Source organism: Streptomyces sp. NPDC034037, from assembly GCF_055575715.1.
Genome location: NZ_JBVISC010000002.1, coordinates 906064 through 925573 on the forward strand (window position 1 = coordinate 906064; position 19510 = coordinate 925573).

Annotated in this window: 18 protein-coding genes; 10 read left to right on the forward strand and 8 right to left on the reverse strand. The window is 71.4% G+C overall.

Annotation, left to right across the window (positions count from 1 at the left end):
- Positions 1–20: 20 nt before the first annotated feature.
- Positions 21–605, reverse strand: coding sequence for a TetR/AcrR family transcriptional regulator (locus tag ACZ516_RS09570; protein ID WP_358588845.1), 585 nt, complete (start codon positions 603–605; stop codon positions 21–23).
- 161 nt (positions 606–766) lie between these two features.
- On the opposite strand from ACZ516_RS09570, the gene ACZ516_RS09575 reads away from it, so the two are divergent.
- Positions 767–1681 carry a phosphatase PAP2 family protein gene (locus ACZ516_RS09575; RefSeq protein WP_469009389.1) on the forward strand — a complete coding sequence of 305 codons (915 nt, stop codon included), beginning with the start codon at positions 767–769 and terminating at the stop codon, positions 1679–1681.
- On the forward strand, positions 1678–2592 hold the full coding sequence (locus ACZ516_RS09580) for a DMT family transporter (RefSeq protein WP_469009391.1): 915 nt from the start codon (positions 1678–1680) through the stop codon (positions 2590–2592). Before ACZ516_RS09575 ends, ACZ516_RS09580 begins: the two co-directional genes overlap by 4 nt.
- Positions 2593–2721: 129 nt before the next feature.
- On the opposite strand, the gene ACZ516_RS09585 is transcribed toward ACZ516_RS09580, so the two are convergent.
- Entirely contained in the window at positions 2722–3630 is a 909-nt protein-coding gene (locus ACZ516_RS09585) for an LURP-one-related family protein (RefSeq protein ID WP_358586554.1), read from the reverse strand.
- A 360-nt stretch (positions 3631–3990) separates the two neighbouring features.
- Between ACZ516_RS09585 and ACZ516_RS09590 the strand changes: the two genes are divergently transcribed.
- From ACZ516_RS09590 to ACZ516_RS09605, 4 genes are read left to right on the forward strand one after another with little or no spacing between them, the layout of a single operon-like run.
- Positions 3991–4770 (forward strand): HalD/BesD family halogenase, encoded by a 780-nt coding sequence (locus ACZ516_RS09590; RefSeq protein WP_469009393.1) that lies wholly within the window; start codon positions 3991–3993, stop codon positions 4768–4770.
- On the forward strand, positions 4767–6113 hold the full coding sequence (locus ACZ516_RS09595) for an APC family permease (protein WP_469009395.1): 1347 nt from the start codon (positions 4767–4769) through the stop codon (positions 6111–6113). Before ACZ516_RS09590 ends, ACZ516_RS09595 begins: the two co-directional genes overlap by 4 nt.
- Positions 6110–7096 (forward strand): ornithine carbamoyltransferase, encoded by a 987-nt coding sequence (locus tag ACZ516_RS09600; RefSeq protein ID WP_469009396.1) that lies wholly within the window; start codon positions 6110–6112, stop codon positions 7094–7096. Before ACZ516_RS09595 ends, ACZ516_RS09600 begins: the two co-directional genes overlap by 4 nt.
- Positions 7093–7857: an SDR family NAD(P)-dependent oxidoreductase gene (locus ACZ516_RS09605; RefSeq protein ID WP_358586544.1), complete on the forward strand. Its 765-nt coding sequence runs from the start codon at positions 7093–7095 to the stop codon at positions 7855–7857. Before ACZ516_RS09600 ends, ACZ516_RS09605 begins: the two co-directional genes overlap by 4 nt.
- A 129-nt stretch (positions 7858–7986) precedes the next feature.
- Here ACZ516_RS09605 and ACZ516_RS09610 read toward each other — a convergent pair whose 3' ends face one another.
- The gene (locus ACZ516_RS09610; protein WP_469009398.1) at positions 7987–10044 is read right to left on the reverse strand and encodes a phosphocholine-specific phospholipase C; all 2058 of its coding nucleotides are present in this window, start codon (positions 10042–10044) and stop codon (positions 7987–7989) included.
- 272 nt (positions 10045–10316) lie between these two features.
- Here ACZ516_RS09610 and ACZ516_RS09615 point away from each other — a divergent pair, with 272 nt between their 5' ends.
- Entirely contained in the window at positions 10317–11522 is a 1206-nt protein-coding gene (locus ACZ516_RS09615; RefSeq protein ID WP_469009400.1) for a serine hydrolase domain-containing protein, read from the forward strand.
- A 65-nt stretch (positions 11523–11587) separates the two neighbouring features.
- Positions 11588–12088 carry an FBP domain-containing protein gene (locus tag ACZ516_RS09620; RefSeq protein ID WP_358699746.1) on the forward strand — a complete coding sequence of 167 codons (501 nt, stop codon included), beginning with the start codon at positions 11588–11590 and terminating at the stop codon, positions 12086–12088.
- Positions 12089–12097: 9 nt separating this feature from the next.
- Here the strand turns inward: ACZ516_RS09620 and ACZ516_RS09625 are convergent, their stop codons facing one another.
- Positions 12098–12487: a (2Fe-2S) ferredoxin domain-containing protein gene (locus ACZ516_RS09625; protein ID WP_469009402.1), complete on the reverse strand. Its 390-nt coding sequence runs from the start codon at positions 12485–12487 to the stop codon at positions 12098–12100.
- A complete protein-coding gene (locus tag ACZ516_RS09630; protein ID WP_469009403.1) occupies positions 12484–13860 on the reverse strand; it encodes a 6-phospho-beta-glucosidase in 1377 nt (458 codons plus the stop codon). Before ACZ516_RS09630 ends, ACZ516_RS09625 begins: the two co-directional genes overlap by 4 nt.
- Before the next feature lie 95 nt (positions 13861–13955).
- On the opposite strand from ACZ516_RS09630, the gene ACZ516_RS09635 reads away from it, so the two are divergent.
- Both ACZ516_RS09635 and ACZ516_RS09640 read left to right on the forward strand, forming a co-directional pair.
- A complete protein-coding gene (locus tag ACZ516_RS09635; RefSeq protein WP_469009404.1) occupies positions 13956–14816 on the forward strand; it encodes a hypothetical protein in 861 nt (286 codons plus the stop codon).
- A 70-nt stretch (positions 14817–14886) separates the two neighbouring features.
- Entirely contained in the window at positions 14887–16185 is a 1299-nt protein-coding gene (locus ACZ516_RS09640; RefSeq protein WP_469009406.1) for an MFS transporter, read from the forward strand.
- Positions 16186–16201: 16 nt separating this feature from the next.
- On the opposite strand, the gene ACZ516_RS09645 is transcribed toward ACZ516_RS09640, so the two are convergent.
- From ACZ516_RS09645 to ACZ516_RS09655, 3 genes are all read right to left on the reverse strand, one after another.
- Positions 16202–17053 (reverse strand): metallophosphoesterase family protein, encoded by an 852-nt coding sequence (locus ACZ516_RS09645; RefSeq protein WP_358586555.1) that lies wholly within the window; start codon positions 17051–17053, stop codon positions 16202–16204.
- A 29-nt stretch (positions 17054–17082) separates the two neighbouring features.
- Positions 17083–18729 carry a cytochrome bc1 complex cytochrome b subunit gene (gene qcrB, locus ACZ516_RS09650; RefSeq protein ID WP_469009407.1) on the reverse strand — a complete coding sequence of 549 codons (1647 nt, stop codon included), beginning with the start codon at positions 18727–18729 and terminating at the stop codon, positions 17083–17085.
- Between the two features lie 93 nt (positions 18730–18822).
- Entirely contained in the window at positions 18823–19473 is a 651-nt protein-coding gene (locus ACZ516_RS09655) for a maleylpyruvate isomerase family mycothiol-dependent enzyme (protein ID WP_469009409.1), read from the reverse strand.
- Between the last annotated feature and the right edge of the window lie 37 nt (positions 19474–19510).

Genomic DNA, 19510 nt, shown 5'->3' on the forward strand with positions numbered 1-19510 from the left:
CCACGGACTCGGGCCCACGATCAGGTGAGGCCGAGCGCGGGCAGCACGCAGGCCTCGACGAACCGGCTCAGATACTCCTCGTCGGCGTGGGCGCCCTCGATGATGGGCCGCGCCCGCAGCACGCCGAACAGCTGCACCGTGAGGAACTCCACCGCCGGGTGGCCCTCGGCGATCTCGCCGCGCTCGACACCGCGCCGGATGATCGCGTCCATGGCCTGGAGCTCCGGTTCGACCAGGGTCTCGCGCAGCACCCGGCGCAGGTCCACGTCCTGCAGGACCGCGTGGCTGAGCGCCTGGACCAGCATCGTGTCCCGCCCCGACTGCTCCCCCGCGGCGCGGGCCGCCTCGCGCAGGTCGCCGGCGAGGCTGCCGGTGTCGATGCCCGCGAAGCGCACGCAGCGGTTGGCGCGCAGGGCCGCCGCGACGAACTGCGGCTTGGTCTTCCACTGGCGGTAGAGCGTGGACTTGCTGCACCGGGTGCGGGCGGCCACGCCCTCCATGGTCAGCGCCTCATAGCCGCACTCGCGGAGCTGGTCGAGGACGGCGTCGTAGAACTCCTGCTCACGCTCGGGCGTGATCTTCGAGCGACTCGACGTCGACGTCATGACTCTTCCCCTCGGTACGGCGGCCGGTCCGGCTGGAACGACCCTCATCGATACGCCAGTGTACCGGTACGTCGACGTATCGGTACACTGGCGTATCGATGAGCGGGGCGATCCCCCGCTCGGCACCGCACTACCCAGTCATCACGCAAAGGGGCCGGGGGATGGAATCCCGAACCGAGCCTGCCGAACGGGAGCCGGACAGCATGGTCCGGACGCCGGACACACGCGTCCGGAAGCCGGACACATCTGCCCGACCGCCCCTCGTCCGCGAGCTCCTCCTCGTCGCAGGACTCTTTCTCGTCTACAAATTCGGCAGGCAGCTCGCCAACGGCCACACCGGCGAGGCGTTCCGCAACGCGCACCGCGTGTGGGACGCCGAGCGGGCCCTGCGCCTGCCCGGTGAGGGCGGCGTGCAGGACGCGCTGCTGAGCAGCGAGACGCTGATCCACGTCGCGAACACCTACTACGCGACCGTGCACTTCCCGGCCACGCTGCTCTTCCTGGTCTGGCTCTACGCGCGCCGCCCCCGGCACTACGTCTGGACCCGGCGGGTCCTTGCCGCGCTGACCGCGGCCGCGCTCGTGCTGCACCTCGGCTTCCCGCTCGCGCCGCCCCGGATGCTGGCCGCCGCGCACCTCATGGACACCGCGCGGGTCTACGGGCCCTCGGTGTACGCCGCCAAGCCCGCGACGGACACCATGGCCAACCAGTTCGCGGCCATGCCCTCCCTGCACTTCGGGTGGGCGCTGATGCTCGCCATCGGCATGATCGTCGCGACGTCGACGCGGTGGCGCTGGCTGTGGCTGCTGCACCCGCTGCTGACGCTCCTCGTGATCGTCGGCACCGCGAACCACTACTGGCTCGACGCGATCGCCGCGAGCGCCCTGCTCGGCGTGGCCCTCGCGGTGATCCGGCTGCCGCGCCCGACTCCGTCGCTCGTCGTACGGCGTTCCGGGGCCCGGCCCGCAGCAGATCCCCGGCCGGGCCCTGCCACCCCGCCCGCCGCGCCCGCCGCACCCGCCGCACCCTCCGCACCCTCCGCACCCGCGCTGACCGTCTCGGGGGTCCACCGATGAGCGCCACCCTCGTCGCCGTCGTCCTCTCCCTCGTCTCGGCGGGCGCCTACGCCGCCGCGGCCGTGGCCCAGGAGCGGCTCGCCTCCCGGGTCGCCGAGGGGGAGAGCGGCGCGCTGCGGATGCTCGCGAGCGGCGTCTGGTGGTCCTCGGTCGGGCTCAACGCGGCCGCCGCCCTGCTGCACGTGGCCGCGTTGAAGTACGGGCCGCTCACCCTGGTCCAGCCGCTGGGGGCGCTCACCCTGGTCGCCGCCGTACCCCTCGGCGCGCGGCTCGCCGGACGCCGGGTCACCCGCCTGGAGTGGCGCGGCACCGGCCTCACGCTGATGGGCCTCGGCGCGCTGCTCCTGACCGCTTCGGGTCCGGCGCCGGACGACACCCTCACGGTGCCCGAGGCGCTGGTCGTGTCCGCCACCACCATGGCGGTCATCGGGTTGCTCTCGCGCCCGGGGGCCCGGCCGGGACTGCGGCACGCGACCGCGTCCGGTTTCGCCTCCGGCGTCGCCTCGGCGCTCACGCAGACCGTGACGGTCGCCGTGACCGACCGCTCGGGCCCGCTGCTCAGCCCGCAGGTGATCGTCGTGGCGCTGCTGGTCGCGGCCTTCGCCGCCGGTGGGCTGCTGCTCTCGCAGACCGCCTACCGCGGCGGCCTCGGCGCGCCGCTCGCCGTGGTGACCCTGTCCAACCCGCTGGCGGCCTCCGTCATCGGCGTCGCGCTGCTCGGCGAGCGGCTGCGGGGCGGGGCCGGCGGGCTCCTGCTCGCGGTGGCGGGCGCGGCGGTGGCGGCGTACGGGGTCCTGGTGCTCACCCGCTCCCCGCGGCTGCCCGGGGACGGACCGGCGACGCCCGACTACCTGCCACCGATCCCCTCGCCGGCCGTGGAACCGGCGGCGCTGCGGCTGTCCCGGCCCTGACGAGGTCGTACGGACGCGGCAACGGCGTCGTACGGACGCGGGAACGGCGTCGGCCGCACCCCCTGGTGAGGGTGCGGCCGACGCCGTTCTCGTTCATCGGCCCGGCGGCCGAGCAGCCGAGCGGCCGGGTCACCCGAAGCCGCGGGCGTCCTGCTTGAGGGCCGTGTCGACCGTCAGGGCCGTCGCCACCACGAGGCTCAGGAGCGGCTCGGGCAGCTGGTAGTGGATCTGCAGGACGTAGTTGTCCGCGGTGGTGAACATGGTCTTGGCGAGACCTTCCCAGGTCTTCGTGATCCGGGCGACCTCGTTGTCCGCGTGGTCGACGATCGCGAAGTTCCAGGCGCGCCAGTTCTCCGCCTTGATGGCGCCGACTCGCTGGCCGTTGACCATCATCGCGAAGTTGATCTTGCCGATCATGTTCTGCTGGACGATCTCGCCGATCGGCTGCCCGTCCGCGCGCTCGACGATCACCCGCGACTTCATGAACTTCGCCGGGCGGGTCAGCAGCATCTGCGGCCGGCCGTGCGCGTCGCGGATCTCCAGCTTGTGGGTCATGTACTGGTCGAGGCTGGAGACGAAGCGCGCGACCTTCTTCAGCGTGCTCTGGCCCACCTGCACGACCGTGCCGAGCGTGTTGCCCGACTGGTCCATGACGCTGTACTCGTTGGTCAGCTCGATGAGCTTGGCCTTCTGGTTCACCACCAGGACCGGCTCCGTGAACAGCGTGCCGCCGCCCTGCGCGGACGGCGCGACGCCGGCCTGGTGCTGGACCTGGCGCTGCACCTTCGCGGGGTCGGCGGCGGGGGGCGCCACCGGCGCGGCCTGCGGCTGGGCCGGCGCGTGGCCGAACTGGCCCTGCGGCCCGCCGAACTGACCCTGCGGGGCCTGCGGGGCCTGCGGGGCCTGCGGCTGCTGCGGTACCTGCTGGGCCGGGTTGGTGTGCTGGGTCCACTGGGAGCCGTCCCACCAGCGGAGCTGCTGGGGGTCACCCTGGGGGTCCGGGTACCAGCCTGCAGGAGTGTTCGAATGCGTTGTCACCCGGGTGACCCTACCCTCAGGCCACCGGGTGCCCACCAGTCCCTCGCGCGGGGCCGGCGCCTCGATCCGGCCCGCCGCCCGCGGATCGGGCGGGCCGGACAGGCGGCCGGATTAACCGGACCGCCGAGCATGACAAAAAGAATCACTGCGTCAAGAACAAGGCCACAACAGTCCTGCCGAATCATGTAAATCGGATCGTCATATCCCGGGTGATCTGTACAGCGAAGCGCACCTGACTTCCCCGCCGACTGGCTGGAACACATCCCTTTCTTTGGCGCCCACACAGTGACCGGGTAGGCTTCCGTCTTTGAAATAGGCCGAAGTGAGCACACCTCCTGCCGACTACGTGGGGAGCTGGTCATGCGACCGGACGAGCGGATCGGGGGCCTCGTTCAGTCCCTCTCGGAACACCTGGTCAGGAATGTCGAGGAACACCGCCTGGAGGGCGCGCGCCGCGATTTCCTCCAGCGCGGATTCACCACACTGCCCTTCCTCGCGCCCGACCGTGTCAAAACAGCGATTGCGGACGAAATCGAAAGCCTCGTAGCGGAGCACGGCGTTCGCCGTGGAATCAGCTTCAAGGAGACCGGACATACGCCCCGGCACATGCGCAATGTCCGCCACAAGGAAATCAGCGACCACGGATCCGTCATTCCGGCGGTGTATTCCTCCCCGGATCTCCTCAGAGCTCTGGGCAGAGTCGCCGGTGAGCCGGTGCTCATGTGCCCCTACGAGCCGGAGCGGTACGTGATCACCGAGCTGGAGCGGTCCGGTGACACGCACGGCTGGCACTGGGACGACTACAGCTTCGCGCTCGTCTGGGTGGTCGACTGCCCGCCCGCGGAGCACGGCGGATTCGTCCAGTGCGTGCCGCGCACGTACTGGAACAAGCAGGACCCGCAAGTGCACCGGCAGTTCCTCAGGCAGCCCATCCACTCCTTCGAACTGCGGCCGGGCGACCTCTACCTGATGCGCACCGACACCACCCTGCACCGTGTCTATCCCCTGAGCCGCGGCCGTCGGCTCATCATCAACATGGGCTACGCCTCCCATGCCGATCTGCACAAACAGATCAGTCACGAGACCATGGACGGGCTCTGGCGCGGCTCGCGCGAGGAACAGGCGGAACAGACCGTATGACGTCTGCCGGGGGGACTCCCGCACCAGGCCACGAGCCCCCTCAACTGCCGCGGCAGCTGACCACATCGGGGCTCGTCGTCCACTACATCACCTCCGTGATGGGCGCGGGCGTGCTGCTCATTCCCGCGCTCGCCTGGGCCGAGGCGGGACCGCTGTCCCTGGTCGCGTGGGGGCTGCTGATCCTCTACAGCTACCCCTTCGCCCTGATCTTCGCGAAGCTCTCCGTACGGCATCCCACGAGCAAGGGCGTCGCCCAGTTCGTGGAAGCGGCCTTCGGCGCGCGGGCGGGCCGGATCGCCGCCGTCTTCCTGCTCATCACCCTGCTCGCCGGCAATCCCGTGCTGGGACTCGCCGCGGGCCGCTATCTGCTCTCGGCCGTCGACTCCAGCGCCTCGAACCGGGCGGCGCTGCTCGCGGGCGCGGCCGTCATCGTGTTCTGCGTGGCCCTCAACCTCTGGGGGATCAAGGTGAGTACGCGCGCCCAGATGGTGGTTCTCGGCACCGTGGTGCTGTTGCTGGCCGTCGTCATCTGCCTGGCGCTGCCCAAGGGGGACTACACGCGCCTCACGCCGTTCGCACCGCACGGCTGGAGCGCTCTCGGCACCACGTTGCTCATCTGCTTCTTCGGATTCATCGGCTGGGAGAACGCCGCGCCGGTGGCCGAGGAGGTACGGGACCCCGAACGCACCTTTCCCCAAGGCATTCTCTACGCCGTCAGCTGTGTGGGGCTCCTGTACTTCGCGATGGCCTTCACCGTCTCGGTGGCGCTGCCCGCATCGCCCGCGGGCGACTCCGGCGGGTCGGGGCAGTCGGATCTGACGGCATTCGTGCGGCTCCTCCAGGTGGCCACCGGGACCGGCCTGCGGAGCAGCGGATTCCTCGTCGCCGGAGTTCTGCTGCTCCTCACCACCAACGCCTGGTGCCTGGGCACCTCGCGCCTCGTCTTCGCCCTCGCCCGCGACGGCCTCCTGCCCGCCAAGCTGAGCAGGCTCACCGCCCGGGGCCGGATCCCGACGCGCGCCATTCTCGCGCTCCTGCCGGGCTACGCGGTGTCGGTCGTCGTCCTCCTCGTCACCGACTCCAGTGAGACCGCCCTCATCAAGGCGTCGTCGGCCACCTACCTGCTCATCTTCCTGATGGCCTTCCTCTCCGCGGCCAGACTGCTGCCCCGGGGCGGCACCGCCCGGCTGAATCTGGCGGTCATCGCGGCCACCGTCGCCATGCTGCCGTTCTTCGGCGTCAGTCTCGTCATCGCGCTGGCGATGCTGCTGCTCTCCGTCATCGCCGAGCGGTGCCTGCGCAAGCGCGTCACCCCACCCACCGAGACAGGAGTCCTCACATGAGTGTGCGACACATCCTGCGCATACAGGACCTCTCCGCCAAGGAGATGTGCTGCCTGCTCGACCTCGCCGAAGCGATGAAACGCGGCGACGACACCCGTGCCCACCTGGCGGGCCGCTGCATCGGACTCCTCTTCAACGTGCCCTCCACCAGAACCAGGGTCTCCTTCCAGGTCGCCGCCTCCCAACTCGGCGCGCACAGCTACCCGTACGGGGTGGAGGAACTGCGGCTCGCCAACCGCGAGTCGATCGAGGACACCATCGGCGTCCTCAACCGCTATCTCGACGCGCTCGTGGTCCGCTGGTACGACATGGACGACTACGGCGCGGGCCACCGCCGGCTGCGCGCGATGACCGAGCGCGCGACGATCCCCGTCATCAACGCGCTGGACGACGAGGAGCACCCCTGCCAGGTGCTCGCCGACCTCATGACGCTGCGCGAGCTGTACGGGGCGCGGGTACCGGCCAAACGGGTCGTGTACGCCTGGTCCTACTCGCCGCGGCAGAAGACCCCCGGGGTGCTGCACTCCTCGATGATGGCCGCGGCCGTGCTCGGGCACCGCATCACCGTCGCGCACCCCCCGGGCTTCGCGCCGGAGGAGCGGGTGACCCGGGCCGCCCGGTCCGTCGCCGCCCGTACCGGTGCGAGCATCGAGCTCACCCACGATCTGGAGGGGGCCGTCCAGGACTGTGCGGCGGTGTACACCCTGAGCTGGAAGTCCCCGACGCTCGTCGGCCAGGAGGAGATCCAGGCGAGGACCCGGCTCGCGGACCGGTGGCGGATCACCGCACCGCTGATGCGGCGGGCCGCCGACGGGGCGGTGTTCCTCGACTGCATGCCCACCAATCGGGGCGAGGAGGTCGACGCCGAGGTGAAGGACGGCCCGTGGTCGAAGATCTTCCAGCAGGCCGAGAACCGACTCCACACCCAGAAGGCGCTGCTCACCCAGTTGTTCGACGGCACGCTCCAGGGCGGCCCGCGATGACGGCGGCAAACCGCGGCACGCGGGTGGCCCTGGTCACCGGGGGCGGCGGGGGCATCGGCGGCGCCGTCGCGCGGCGGCTCGCGGACGACGGCGTGCACGTCGCGGTCGTCGACCGGGACCACGAGGCCGAGGCGGTGGCCGGGCGCATCCGGGAGGCGGGCGGGCGCGCCGAGTCGTTCCTGTGCGACCTGGCCGCGGAGAGCGAGGTGTCGGCCCTGGTCGAGGAGGTCACCGGCCGCCTCGGCACCATCACCGACGTGTGCTGTGTCGCGGGCAGCATCCGGCGCGGCACGGTGCCGGAGCTGTCCCTGGCGGAATGGCACAGGTCGTTCGCGGACAACGTGGACTCCGTCTTCCTGGTGTGCCGGGCGGTGCTGCCCCTCATGGAGCGGGCGGGGCAGGGCCGCATCGTCACCGTGGCCTCCGGATGGGGGCTGCGCGCCGGAAAGAAGGCCGCGGCGTACTGCGCGGCCAAGGCCGGTGTGGTGATGCTGACGCAGGCCATGGCGCTGGACCACAGCCCCGCCGGCATCAGGGTCAACTGCGTCGCCCCGGGCGACACCCGTACACCGATGCTCGCCCGGGAGGCGCGTCAACTCGGCCAGTCCGACGCCGAGTTCCTCGCCGAGGCCGCCGACCGGCCGCTGGGCAGGATCGGCACGCCGGAGGACATAGCCGCCGCGGTGGCCTTCCTCGCCGGGCCCGACGCCGACTTCATCACCGGCACCGTGCTGAGCGTCGACGGCGGGGGCGGCGTCTGAGACGTCGGGGGCCACGGAGAAGAGGGGACACCGGCCGCTCCGGGAACGTCTGCGGTACCGTCGCCGCGGGAGTCCCGGCTGTCGCCCGCCGAGGCCCCCGCTCGCCGCCCTCCGCGCCACCGGCGCCGGTCAGCCGGTGATGATCGCCGGGTCGCTCACGCCCGCCGCGCCGGTCTCCACGTGGCCCGCGAGCCTGCGCAGGAAGCCCGTGTCGGCGTCGGACTTCACGCTCAGGTCGTACCAGCGCCTGCTCGCCCGCAGGTCGACGGTGTGCGACACGGTGGCGCCGGCCTTGACCTTGAAGGTCTGCGGGGTGCCGCCGTAGGCGTTGGTCAGCGTGAGGTTCACATCCGTGCCGCCCGCGTTCCGCAGCGTCAGCCTGATGTTGCCGGTCGTCCCGTCGTGCCGGGCGGTGACCTCCGGGCCCGCCTTCTTGCCGGGGCCCTTGAAGGTGCGCAGGAAGCCGTTCGGACCGAACACCGACAGGTCGTACGAGCCGCCGGAGTACGCGGAGTTCCAGGTGTCGGAGAGCGTCTTGCCCGCCTCCGTGGTGTACGTCCAGGGGCCGTCGGTGCGGTTGGCCGAGCGGACGTGGAAGCAGACGCCCGCCTTGTCGCCGCCGCCGAACGTCAGGGTGAACTTGCCGGCGGCCGCGTCCGCGCTGCCGTCGACCAGCGGGGCGTACGGCAGTGCGCGGGCGGGGCGCGTGCCCCGCTCCTGCTTGGGCAGGGCCGGGTTCGCGGGCGCCTTCGGCACGTAGTCGGGGTGGCGCTTGTCGTCCGGCGGCTCGTAGGCGGCGGTGTCGGGCAGCCGTGCCGGGCCGGTGTCCTTGCCGCTGAAGTCGAAGGCGGAGGTCAGGTCGCCGCAGATCGCGCGGCGCCAGGGCGAGATGTTGGGCTCCTTGACGCCGAAGCGCCGCTCCATGAACCGGATGATCGACGTGTGGTCGAAGACCTCGGAGTTCACGAAGCCGCCGGTGCTCCACGGCGAGACGACGATCATCGGGACGCGCTGGCCGAGGCCGTAGTGGCCGGCCGCGTAGGAGGCGTTGCCGGGGAAGTAGTCGAGCGTCGTGTCGACGGTGGACTTGCCCTGGGCCGCGTCCTTGGGGACGTACGGCGGGACGATGTGGTCGAAGTAGCCGTCGTTCTCGTCGTAGGTGACGAACAGCGCCGTCTTGGCCCACACGTCGGGGTTGGAGGTGAGCGCGTCGAGGATCTGGGCGATGTACCAGGCGCCGTAGTTCACCGGCCAGTTGGGGTGCTCGGTGAACGCCTCGGGGCAGGCGATGTAGGAGACCTGCGGGAGCCGGTCGGCCCGCACGTCGGCCGCGAGGATGTCGAAGTACCCGTCGCCCGCCTTGGCATTGGTGCCGGTGCGGGCCTTGTCGTGGAGCGGGTCGCCGGGCTTGGCGTTGCGGAACTTGTTGAAGTACAGCAGGGAGTTGTCGCCGTAGTTGCCGCGGTAGGCGTCGTCGATCCAGCCCCAGTGCCCGGCCGCGTCCAGGCCGTCGCCGATGTCCTGGTAGACCTTCCAGGAGATGCCCGCCTGCTCCAGGCGCTCGGCGTACGTCGTCCAGTCGTAGCCCGCCTCCTGGTTGCCGAGGACCGGGCCGCCGCCCTTGCCGTCGTTGCCGACATGGCCGGTGAGCATGTAGTAGCGGTTGGGGTCGGTGGCGCCCATGAACGAGCAGTGGTAGTCGTCACAGATGGTGAACGCGTCGGCGAGGGCGTAGTGGAAGGGGATGTCCTCCCGCTTGAGATAGGCCATGGTCCGCTCGGACTTCGCCGGGATCCACTGGTCGTACCTGCCGTTGTTGAACGCCTTGTGGCCGCCGGCCCAGTCGTGGTCGAGGCCCGCGATGAACTGCATGCCGAGGTTCTCGGCGGTCGGGTGGAAGGGCAGGACCTCCCTGGTGCCGTTCGGCTGGTTCCAGACCGGCTTGCCGTTCGGCAGGGTCACCGGGCGCGGGTCGCCGAAGCCCCGTACGCCCTTCATCGTGCCGAAGTAGTGGTCGAAGGACCGGTTCTCCTGCATCAGCACCACGACGTGCTCGACGTCCTTCAGGGTGCCGGTGACGCGCCTGGCGGGCAGGGACGCGGCGCGGGCGATGCTCTGGTCGAGCATGGCGTAGGCCGCGGTGCCGCCGGCCAGCTGCAGGAAACGGCGCCTCTTGAGTTCAGGCATGTGTATGTCGACCTCGTGTGGTGTGGGGGACGCGAGCGGGGGTGCAGTGTGTCAAGGGGAGCAAGCGATACGGAAGGGCTGGTGTCCGCCGGGTGAAGAGAAGTCCAATCTCTGGTCGGCGATGCACAAGTCCCTCGCTTGGAGGGCACGGAACCCCCACGGGCGCGGCACCGGACCGTTTCTGTGCCTATCGCCCCCGTTGACGGGGTAGGTGCCGTGGGCAACCATGCGGGCGCAGGGGAAAATTCGTCGCATCACCTCGGGGAGAGCCCATGACTGTGCGCGTCCACGGCACCTGTGCGCCCGGCTTCGAGCGCGTGCGCGAGGAGTTCGAGCGGAACTTCACCGAGCGCGGCGAGCTGGGCGCGGCCGTCGCGGTCACGGTCGACGGCGCGTTCGTGGTGGACCTGTGGGCCGGTGACGCCGACCGGAGCAGCACGCGCCCCTGGGAGCGCGACACGCTGGTGAACGTGTACTCCACGACCAAGGGCATGACGGCCCTGTGCGCCCATCTCCTGGTGGAGCGCGGCGAGTTGGACCTGGACGCCCCGGTCGCGCGGTACTGGCCGCAGTTCGCCCGGGCGGGCAAGGCGGACCTGCCGGTGCGGTGGCTGCTCAGCCACCGCGCCGGCCTGATCGCGCCCGGCGAGCCGCTGGGGCCGGGCGCGGTGTACGACTGGGAGAAGGTCACCGACGCGCTGGCCGCCACCACGCCCTGGTGGCGCCCGGGCACCGCGCAGGGCTATCACGCCGTGACGTTCGGTTTCCTGGTCGGTGAGGTGGTGCGGCGGATCACCGGGGTCACGCTCGGCGCCTTCCTGCGCTCCGAGGTGACCGGGCCGCTGGACGCCGACGTCTTCGTCGGCACACCGCCGGGCGAACACGGGCGGTGCGCGGACATGGCGCCGCCGGTCACGGGCACGGGCGACACCCCCTCGCGAGGGGCGTTCGCCCGGATCCCCGACCCCCCGGTGAGCGGGCTCGACGAAGCACCCACGGCCCCGCTCACGCTGGCCTTCGGCTATCTGCCGCTCGGCGACGTGAACGGCGCTGCCTACCGGAGCGCCGAGATCCCCGCGGCCAACGGCCACGCCACCGCGCGCGGCCTTGCCACCGTCTACCGGGAGTTGGCGTGCGGGCGCCTGCTCGGCGCCGACACGGTGGAGCGGCTGCGCACGTCGCAGAGCGGCGCCGACGAACCGGACCTGGTGCTGCGCGCGGGCACGCCGCTCGCCGAGACATGGTCGTGGGGCCTCGGCTTCATGCTCAACCTGTACGGGCAGGCCGGCCCGAACCCGCGCGCGTTCGGGCACGGCGGCGCGGGCGGGTCGTACGCCTTCGCCGACCCGGAGAACCGCGTCTCGTACGCGTACACGATGAACCGCATGGGCGTCGGCACGTCCGGCGAGGACCTGCGCAGCGCGCACCTGGTCGGCGCGCTGTACAAGGCGCTGGGGGCGGGTGGCGGGGGCGAGTGAACCGTCGGGGTCGGGTGGGGGAAAATGACAGGACGGTTCCGTTTGTCCGTTGATACCTTCCGATCATGGAACCCGTCAGTGAAAAAGAGATCCGCTCGTCCTTCGTGAACTGTTCGAAGGGCGAGGCGAACCGGCTCACGCTGCCGACGGGCTACGCCGAGACCCCCTGGTCCGACCTGGACTTCCTGGGCTGGCGCGACCCCAAGGCCCCTGAGCGCGGCTATGTGGTGACGCGCCGGGAGGGCAAGCCCGTCGGCATCGCGCTGCGTGCCTCGACCGGGCCGCGCAAGAGCCTGCTGAAGTCCAGCATCTGCTCGGTGTGCGTGACACCGCAGGCCGGTTCGGGCATCACGCTGCTGGTGGCCCCGAAGGCCGGCGCGGCGGGCCGCGAGGGCAACTCGGTCGGCTTGTACATCTGCGCGGACCTCGCCTGCTCCCTGTACGTGCGCGGCAAGAAGGTCACGGCGCTCGCCCGCCGCTTCGAGGAGAGCCTCTCGCTCGAGGAGCAGAACGCCAGGACCCTGCGGAACCTGCACGGCTTCCTCGACCAGGTCCTCGCGGGCTGAGGGCCCTGCCTACCCGGCGCGCGGGTCCACCAGCTGGAGGGCGAGGGTCGGGGAGGGCTCCGCGAGCCCCGGTCCGCCCGCCTCGGCCCAGTCGAGTATCTGCTCCAGGGACTCGTCGTCCGTGACGAACCCGACCCAGGCCGCCCGGCCGCCTCGCCTGCGCCCCTCGTACGAGGGCTGGACGACGACGATGTTGGCCTGGCCGCACGGCCCGAGGCAGTCGCTCGTGCGCACCGCGAACCGGCCGCGGGAGGCCGCCGCGGCGGACCGCAGCCGCTCCAGCTGCCAGGCGTGGTCGATGCCGGGGTTCTTGCGGGCGTCGCCGCAGCAACAGCCCCGGCACACGACGAGGGTGCAGGGGCGGCGGGCTGCGGCACCGATGGAGACGACGGGACTCATCCCGTGATCATCTCAGGCCCGTCCGGCGTCCGGCGGCCCAGGTAGGCGAGCTGGGGGTGCGCCTGGCGGTAGCCGTCCACCAGGCGGCGGGCGACCGTCACGGAGTCGACGAGCGGATGCAGGGCGAACGCCTTGACGGCCGTGGCGAGCGAGCCGCTGTCCGCCGCGGCGAGCACCTCGCGCTCGACGGCCTTGACGGCGCACACCAGCCCGGTGGCGTGGCCGGGCAGCGGGGCGACGGCCATCGGGTGGGCGCCGTTGGCGTCGACGGAGCACGGCACCTCGATGACGGCGTCGGCGTCCAGGGCGGCGAGGGTCGTGCCGTTGCGGACGTTGAGGATGAGCGTCGCCCGCTCGTCCCGCGCGATGGCCCGCATCAGCGCGAGCGCGACCTTCTCGTACCCGCCGGACTCCAGGTCCTCCTCGGCGCGCTCCCCCACGCCCGCCGCCTCCCTGTTCTCCGCCATGTACGCCGCCTCGCGCTCGGCGAGCGTGTCGTGCCACGCCTTGAGGGCGGGGGTGCCGGGGTGCCTCATCGCGGCGTAGAAGCGGCCCTGCTGGCCGTGGAGGAAGACGCCGCGCGTCTGCCGCGCCTGCTGGTAGGCGCGCACGGTGTCGCGGTTGAAGTAGTAGTAGTGCAGGTACTCGTTGGGGATCGCGCCGAGGGACTGGAGCCAGTCGGCGCCGAACAGCCGGCCCTGTTCGAAGGAGACGAGGAGTGCGGGGTCGGCGAGCAGGCGCGGCAGCTCGTCGCGGCCCGCGACGCGCAGCCCGCGCAGCCAGCCGAGGTGGTTGAGGCCCACGTAGTCGATGAAGGCCTCGTCGGGATCGTGGCCGAGGACCTGCGCGACCCGGCGGCCGAGGCCCACCGGGGAGTCGCAGATGCCGATGACGCGGTCGCCGAGATGGCGCGCCATGGCCTCGGTGACCAGGCCGGCGGGGTTGGTGAAGTTGATGACCCAGGCGTCCGGGGCGAGCCGGGCGACGCGCCGCGCGATGTCCACCGCCACCGGGACCGTGCGCAGTCCGTACGCGATGCCGCCCGCGCCGACCGTCTCCTGGCCGAGTACGCCCTCGGCCAGGGCGACGCGTTCGTCGGCGGCCCGTCCCTCCAGGCCGCCGACGCGGATGGCGGAGAAGACGAAGTCGGCGCCCCGCAGCGCCTCGTCCAGGTCGGTGGTCGCGGTGACGGCGGGCGCGCCGGGGATGTCCGCGGCCTGCTCGGCGAGGACGCGGGCGATGGCGTCGAGCCGCGCCGCGTCGAGGTCGTGCAGGACGACGTCCGTGACCCGGCCCTCGGCCCGGTCGCCGAGGAGGGCGCGGTACACGAGCGGCACCCGGAACCCGCCCCCGCCGAGAATCGCGAGCTTCATGTCGTCAACCACCTTCTGTCGGGCCGTTATCACCGGGACTCACGTTACGTACGATGGCGCGGCAGCGTTCCGACCCCCCACCGAGGAGTGCCCCGATGACCCTGTGGAAGGCATCGACCGCCCTGTCCTGTGCCGCCGTGCTGGCGGTGACGACGGGCGGCGCCGCGTCGGCGGCATCCGCCTCGCCCGGCGGCTGGCAGGCGGCGGGCACCTCGTACGTCAACTCCCTGACCGGCGGCCAGGGTCTCGCGAGCCGCGCGGACGGCACTCTGCTGTACCGGGGGCTCGGCTCGGTGCCGCTGGATCTGCGCGTCAAGGGCTGGGGGCACATAGGCGACCCCGACATCGCGGAGGGGCACACCTTCGACGCCTACCAGGGCGGTGACGGCGCGACGTCGAAGATGTTCGCGGTGACCACGCCCGGGGGGAAACGGCACGTGTACGAGCATCGCCTGGACGCGGGCGAGAAGCTCAACAACTCCTTCGCCGCCGTCTCGCCGGACTCGCGCTGGCTGGTGTCCGGCGAGTGGGGCGACCAGAACCGCCTCCAGGTCTTCCCCGCGCCGCTGCTCAATCCCGCGACGCCGCCGACGGGCGGGGCCCTGCCGCAGGCCGGGCAGATCACGCTGGACAAGCCCGTGCGCGACATCCAGGGCTGTGACTTCGTGGCCGCCAGGCGGCTGGTGTGCGCCTCCGACGACGCGTCGAAGGAGCTGTTCCCCGAGGAGCGGCCCGTGCTCCAGGTCGAGTTGGACCGCGCCCTCGACGGGCAGCCGGTGACCGGCCGCGTCTCCGTCCTCTTCGCGTCCCCGCGGCGCAGCGTCTGCTCCGGTTCGTTCGAGACGGAGGGCGTGGACTACGACGCGGCGCGCCGCACCCTGCGGGTCCAGGTGGTGCCCCCGGCGCCGTGCCTGGTGACCACGGCGGTGTACGCGTACAAGCCGACGACGGGCTGAGATCCGGGGGCCGTGTCCGCCAGGCGGACACCACGTGTGGGGCGCCGCCGCGCCGGGGAAAGTCGTGATCATGACACAGCACGTCCCGCAGGCGACCGACGCATCCCCCGCCCCCGAGCGGCACCCGATACGGCAGTTGCTCGCCGCTTCGGTGGGCAACGCCGTGGAGTGGTACGACTGGTACGCCTACACCTTCCTCGCCACCTACATCGCCGGCCAGATCTTCCCCAAGGGCTCGGGGAACTCCCTCGTGCCGCTGCTCTCCACGTTCGCCGTCTTCGCCGTCGGCTTCTTCATGCGGCCCGTGGGCGGCCTGCTCATGGGCGCCGTCGCCGACCGGCGCGGCCGGCGCGCCGCGCTGACCGTCACCATCCTGCTGATGGGCGGCAGCAGTCTGCTGGTCGCCCTCACCCCGACCTACGCGGCGGCGGGCGTCCTCGCGCCGGTGGTGCTCGTCGTCGCGCGGCTGCTCCAGGGCCTGTCGGTGGGCGGGGAGTTCGCCGCGTCGACGACGTTCCTCGTGGAGTCGGCGGGCCCGGGGCGGCGCGGGCTGTTCTCCAGCTTCCAGTACGTCTCCACGACCGTGGGGCAGTTGACCGCGTCGGGCGTCGCGGCCCTGCTGGTCGCCACGCTCTCCGAGGGGCAGATGGACGGCTGGGGCTGGCGGCTGCCGTTCCTCGTCGGGGCGTTGCTCAGCCTCGTCGGCTTCTGGATCCGGCAGGGGGCGCGGGAGACGCACATCGCGCCGGCCGCACGGGGTGAGCGGCCCGGGCTCTTCGACGCGCTGCGCCACCATCCGCGCCAGTCGCTGCTGATCTGCGGCATCACGGCGGGCGGCACCCTCGCCTACTACACCTGGACGTCCTACCTGCCGACGTACGCCGAGCTGAACACCGGCATCGGCAAGAGCGGCGCGCTGCTCGCGGGCACCCTCTCGCTGGCGTTCTTCGCCCTGCTCCAGCCGGTCGGCGGGCTGCTGTCCGACCGGGTCGGCCGCCGGCCGCTCCTGCTGTTCTTCGGCGTCGGGTTCGCCGTCCTCAGCGTGCCGCTGCTCAAGGCCCTGACCGGGTCGTTCGTCTCGCTGCTGCTCGTGCAGTGCGCGGGGATGGTGCTGCTCACCGGTTTCACGTCGGTCTCGGCGGCGGTGAACGCGGAGGTCTTCCCGGCGCGGGTGCGGGCCGCCGGGATCGGCTTCCCGTACTCGCTCACCGTCGCGCTGTTCGGCGGCACGGCCCCGTACGTGGGGACCCTGTTCAAGGAGATCGGCTCCCCCGGGCTGTTCCCCGGGTACGTGGCCGTGCTCTGCCTGGTGTCGTCGGCGGTGTATGCGCGGTTGCCGGAGACGGCGCACCGCGAGCTGGCGCGGTGACCCGGCGCGGCCCCGCTCAGCCCTCCTGCGGCGCCGGCAGGATCTGGCGCAGGTGCGGGTCGGGGTGGAAGCTGCGGCGCCACTCGCGGGGGTAGCCGACGGATGCCTCCACGTGTGGGACGCCGTCGTGCCAGGTGGTGCGCGGGATGTGCAGATGGCCGTAGACGACGGCCGCCGCGTCGTACTTCACGTGCCAGTCGGCGCTCAGCTCGGTGCCGCACCACAGGGCGAACTCGGGGTAGCGCAGGATCCGGGTGGGTTCGCGCAGCAGCGGCCAGTGGTTGATGAGGACGGTGGGCAGGCCGGCGGGCCGTTCGGCGAGGCGTTCCTCGGTGAGCTTGACGCGGGCGCGGGACCAGTCGTCGCGGGTGGCGTAGGGGTCGGGGTGCAGGAAGTACTCGTCGGTGCAGACGACGCCCGCCTCGTGGGCGACCGCGAGCGCCTCTTCCTTGGTGTGCGTCCCCTCGGGGCGGAAGCTGTAGTCGTAGAGGAGGAACAGCGGGGCGACGGTGACCGGGCCGCCCGCGCCGCGCCACACCGGGTAGGGGTCCTCGGGGGTGGCCACGCCCAGCTCGCGGCAGAGCGCGACGAGGTGCTGGTAGCGCTCCTCGCCGCGCAGTTGGACCGGGTCGTCCTTGGGCGTCCACAGTTCGTGGTTGCCGGGCGACCAGATCACCTTGGCGAACCGCCCGGCGAGCGTGCGCAGCGTCCACTCGATGTCGGCGACCCGCTCGGCGACGTCACCGGCGACGATCAGCCAGTCGTCGTCCGTGTGCGGCCGGATCGTCTCGACGTATTTCCTGTTCTCGGCGTACGCCACGTGCAGGTCGCTGATCGCCAGCAGCTTGGGAGTGCTCTCGAATGCCATCACCGTGCGAGGCTAACCGAGTTGCCCCGTCAGTGGTGATCACCCTCGCCCCGCTGGATCGCCAGGTACTCCTCCGTCGTCGGCTTCGGCACCTGCGCCTTGGGGCCGTACATGGCGTGGGAGAGGCGTGAGCGCAGCCGTTCGGAGCGGGAGACCTTGCGTACCACGCCGCCCGCGTCGACCAGGGGTCCGATCTCGTAGGGCCGGGGCTGTTCGTGCGCGGTCAGGCGGTACAGCTCCCCCTGGGGCAGCGGCTCGTGGATCTCGACGTACTCGCCGTGCGGCAGGCGCTTGATGGTGCCGGTCTCGCGGCCGTGCAGCACCTTGTCGCGGTCCCGGTGCTGCAGGCCGAGGCAGATGCGGTGGGTGATGAGGTACGCGAGGACGGGCGCCACGAAGAAGGCGATCCGCACGGACCACGTGATGACGTTGATGGAGAGGTGGAAGTGGGTGGCGACGACGTCGTTGCCGCCGCCGATCAGGAGCACGAAGTACAGCGTCAGCCAGGCGACGCCTAGACCGGTGCGCACCGGGGTGTTGCGGGGGCGGTCCGCGATGTGGTGCTCCCGCCTGTCGCCGGTGACCCACGCCTCGACGAACGGGTAGACGGCGATGGCCATCATGATCAGCGGGAAGAGCGAGAAGGGGATGAGGACACCGAGGGCGAGGGTGTGCCCCCAGATGTTGATCTCCCAACTCGGCATAACCCGGATCAGGCCCTCGGAGAAGCCGAGATACCAGTCGGGCTGGGCGCCGGTGGAGACCACGTCGGGGCGGTAGGGGCCGATCGCCCAGACGGGGTTGATGGAGGCGACCGCGCCCATGATCGCCAGTACGCCGAAGACGAGGAAGAAGAAGCCGCCCGCCTTGGCGATGTAGATGGGCAGGAACGGCGCCCCGACGACGTTCTTCTCGGTCTTGCCCGGCCCGGCGAACTGCGTGTGCTTGTGGTGGAAGACGAGGATCAGGTGCGCGACGACCAGGCCGAGCATGATGCCCGGCAGCAGCAGGATGTGGATCGGATAGAACCGCGCCACGATGTCCTGGCCCGGGAACTCCCCGCCGAACAGGAAGAAGTCGAGGTACGTCCCGACCACCGGGACGGAGAGGATCGCGCCGTGCGCGAAGCGCACACCGGTGCCCGAGAGCATGTCGTCGGGCAGTGAGTACCCGGTGAGCCCCGTGATGATGGCGAGCATCAACAGCGTCCAGCCGAAGAGCCAGTTGACCTCGCGGGGCTTGCGGAAGGCGCCGGTGAAGAACACCCGCATCATGTGCACGAACATGCCGGCGATGAAGACGATCGCCGCCCAGTGGTGGATCTGCCGGATCAGCAGACCGCCGCGCACCTCCAGGCTGATCTCCAGCGTCGACTCGAACGCCCGCGACACCTGCAGGCCCTTGAGCGGTACGTAGGGCCCGTCGTAGGTGACCTCGGCCATGCTCGGTTCGAAGAAGAGGGTCAGATAGGTGCCGGTGAGGATGAGGATCAGAAAGCTGTAGAGGCAGATCTCACCGAACATGAACGACCAGTGGTCGGGGAAGATCTTGCGCATCTGGGTCCTGGCCAGGGTGTTGATGCCCAGGCGCCCGTCCGCCCAGTCGGCCACCCGTTCACCTCTGCCGGGCCGTGCGCGTCGTCCTCGCGTGCCGGTGCGCTCGGTGTTTCCACTCATGCGACTCCCCTTCAGGCGGCTACCAGAGTAGGTCCCCCACAGGACGGATCCAACAGGCCCGAATGTGACAACCGCGCGCCGCAGCCGCCTCGTTCACCGCAGCAGATAGCGCTCGCCACCCTCGCCGCGCAGCCTGCCCGGTGGCACCTTGCGGCCGAACGCGACCAGCAGAAGGTCCTGCGCGGCGCCACGCACCGGGGCGCCGCTGCCGTACGTCCAGTCGAGGTCGTCGGCGTACAGGGCGACGCCCCTGAGGTCGGCCCCGAAGAATTTCAGGCTCTTGGCGTCGACGGCGGCCAGGAGGAGGCGCACGCGCTCGGGCGGGACGCGGCGGTCCAGGCCGAGGGCCACGGTCACGTCGAGCCCGTGCACCACGTCGTGGCCCAGCGCCGAGGTGTATCCGCCGACCGGAGGCGTCCACGGGTGGTGCGCGTTGTCCCGGATCTGCGCGGCGAGGTCTTCGGTGGTGAAGGCGGCGGCGTCGGCGCGGGCGCAGCGGTCCGTCATGCGGTGCAGGCTGCCGCGCGCCTTCGCCAGTTCCCACAGGGTCCTCGGCAGCGAGTGGCGAAAGCCCAGGGACATGTGGGCGACGACCTCGCGAACCCGCCAACCGGCGCAGAGCGAGGGGGCGTTCCACTGGGAGCGGTGCAACCTGTCGAACACGTCGGCCAGTTCACGGCGTTCGGCGGCGATCTCGGCGCGGATGCGGCTCTCGGTCGGTGTCGTCCTGCGTGTCTTCCCCATGACCTCAGGGTGATCAAGAACCGGCCATAAGTCCAAG

What these genes read in the sequence shown, in the direction of transcription:
- ACZ516_RS09570 (WP_358588845.1), bottom strand. Translation starts at nt 605, where the DNA reads ATGACGTCGACGTCGAGTCGCTCGAAGATCACGCCCGAGCGTGAGCAG.
- ACZ516_RS09575 (WP_469009389.1), top strand. Translation starts at nt 767, where the DNA reads ATGGAATCCCGAACCGAGCCTGCCGAACGGGAGCCGGACAGCATGGTC.
- ACZ516_RS09580 (WP_469009391.1), top strand. Translation starts at nt 1,678, where the DNA reads ATGAGCGCCACCCTCGTCGCCGTCGTCCTCTCCCTCGTCTCGGCGGGC.
- ACZ516_RS09590 (WP_469009393.1), top strand. Translation starts at nt 3,991, where the DNA reads ATGCGACCGGACGAGCGGATCGGGGGCCTCGTTCAGTCCCTCTCGGAA.
- ACZ516_RS09595 (WP_469009395.1), top strand. Translation starts at nt 4,767, where the DNA reads ATGACGTCTGCCGGGGGGACTCCCGCACCAGGCCACGAGCCCCCTCAA.
- ACZ516_RS09600 (WP_469009396.1), top strand. Translation starts at nt 6,110, where the DNA reads ATGAGTGTGCGACACATCCTGCGCATACAGGACCTCTCCGCCAAGGAG.
- ACZ516_RS09605 (WP_358586544.1), top strand. Translation starts at nt 7,093, where the DNA reads ATGACGGCGGCAAACCGCGGCACGCGGGTGGCCCTGGTCACCGGGGGC.
- ACZ516_RS09610 (WP_469009398.1), bottom strand. Translation starts at nt 10,044, where the DNA reads ATGCCTGAACTCAAGAGGCGCCGTTTCCTGCAGCTGGCCGGCGGCACC.
- ACZ516_RS09615 (WP_469009400.1), top strand. Translation starts at nt 10,317, where the DNA reads ATGACTGTGCGCGTCCACGGCACCTGTGCGCCCGGCTTCGAGCGCGTG.
- ACZ516_RS09620 (WP_358699746.1), top strand. Translation starts at nt 11,588, where the DNA reads ATGGAACCCGTCAGTGAAAAAGAGATCCGCTCGTCCTTCGTGAACTGT.
- ACZ516_RS09625 (WP_469009402.1), bottom strand. Translation starts at nt 12,487, where the DNA reads ATGAGTCCCGTCGTCTCCATCGGTGCCGCAGCCCGCCGCCCCTGCACC.
- ACZ516_RS09630 (WP_469009403.1), bottom strand. Translation starts at nt 13,860, where the DNA reads ATGAAGCTCGCGATTCTCGGCGGGGGCGGGTTCCGGGTGCCGCTCGTG.
- ACZ516_RS09635 (WP_469009404.1), top strand. Translation starts at nt 13,956, where the DNA reads ATGACCCTGTGGAAGGCATCGACCGCCCTGTCCTGTGCCGCCGTGCTG.
- ACZ516_RS09640 (WP_469009406.1), top strand. Translation starts at nt 14,887, where the DNA reads ATGACACAGCACGTCCCGCAGGCGACCGACGCATCCCCCGCCCCCGAG.
- ACZ516_RS09645 (WP_358586555.1), bottom strand. Translation starts at nt 17,053, where the DNA reads ATGGCATTCGAGAGCACTCCCAAGCTGCTGGCGATCAGCGACCTGCAC.
- qcrB (WP_469009407.1), bottom strand. Translation starts at nt 18,729, where the DNA reads ATGAGTGGAAACACCGAGCGCACCGGCACGCGAGGACGACGCGCACGG.
- ACZ516_RS09655 (WP_469009409.1), bottom strand. Translation starts at nt 19,473, where the DNA reads ATGGGGAAGACACGCAGGACGACACCGACCGAGAGCCGCATCCGCGCC.